Here is a 1,063-nt window from a genome sequence, read left to right as displayed (position 1 = left end):
AAGAGGCCCAGCACGATCACCGCCGAGCCGGCAACCCAGTTGAATTCTTGGCGATACCCTCGCATCAGTTGCCCGATACTACTGGCGCCGAGCCCGAGTAGGATGAACACGATGCTGAAGCCGAAGACGAAGAAGGCACTGAGGGTCAATGCCTCTAACCGCCTGTCGGCTTTACCGGCACTACCGCCTGTGACCACCGACAGGTAGGCCGGTAACAGGGGCAGCGTGCAGGGCGAGAAGAAGGAGACCAATCCGCCGATAAAGGCGCCGACCAAGCCGATGGAAGAGAGAGATTCCAATGTGTTATCGCAACTTAAGTTATGGAGACGGCCAACAAGGGTATTGAACCAATCCCATGGTGCTACCTCCTATCATATCCATTTTAACGCCGTAAGAATTTTAAGGCTTACAGCTGCTTTAAGGTCAACCTTTATTGACAAATTATTTGTCTCCTATCGAATTGCAAATATTACACATCAAGCTTGACCTTAAAGTTGACTTCAAAGTTATGGTGGCTACTCAATGAATGACATGAGGACATTTCCATGGCGCTACAACTGGGCGAGACAGCACCAAACTTCACGATCGAATCCACGCAAGGCACGGTCAACTTTCACCAATGGCTTGACGACAGCTGGGCGGTGCTGTTCTCGCACCCCGCTGATTTTACGCCAGTATGCACCACAGAACTGGGCGCGTTTGCCAAGCGAAAGAACGAATTCACCCAGCGGGGTGCCAAACTGGTTGGGGTTTCGGTGGATCCCCTCAGCTCTCACCACGACTGGGTGGGGGATATTGAACAGACTCAGGGCACGGCCCTGAACTACCCCTTGCTGGCTGACGAAGATCAGGTGGTAGCGAAGCTTTATGGAATGATCCATCCCAAAGCCGACCCCAAACTTACGGTGCGCACGGTCTTCATCATCGATTCTGACAAGAAAATTCGTCTCACTTTGACGTATCCACCCAGCACAGGACGTAATGTCGACGAGATACTGCGGGTTCTCGATTCGCTTCAGCTAACTGACAAGCACAAAGTGGCCACCCCCGTTGACTGGCAAAA

At 52.2% G+C, this 1,063-nt stretch carries 2 protein-coding genes; one reads left to right on the top strand and one right to left on the bottom strand.

Translation table 11 applies throughout. The annotated features are described in order from the left end of the window. A partial coding sequence (locus CXF87_RS12125; protein ID WP_232774912.1) for a cytochrome c biogenesis CcdA family protein occupies positions 1–299 on the bottom strand: 299 nt, incomplete at its 3' end. Between the two features lie 246 nt (positions 300–545). Here CXF87_RS12125 and CXF87_RS12120 point away from each other — a divergent pair. Beyond that, the coding region (locus CXF87_RS12120; protein WP_101146789.1) for a peroxiredoxin at positions 546–1,063 on the top strand (518 nt) is incomplete at its 3' end.

The organism is Halomonas sp. MES3-P3E (genome assembly GCF_002836035.1).
GTDB lineage: Bacteria > Pseudomonadota > Gammaproteobacteria > Pseudomonadales > Halomonadaceae > Vreelandella > Vreelandella arctica.
Note: the sequence above shows the minus strand (reverse complement) of the source record. Positions and strands in the feature narration are given on the sequence as shown.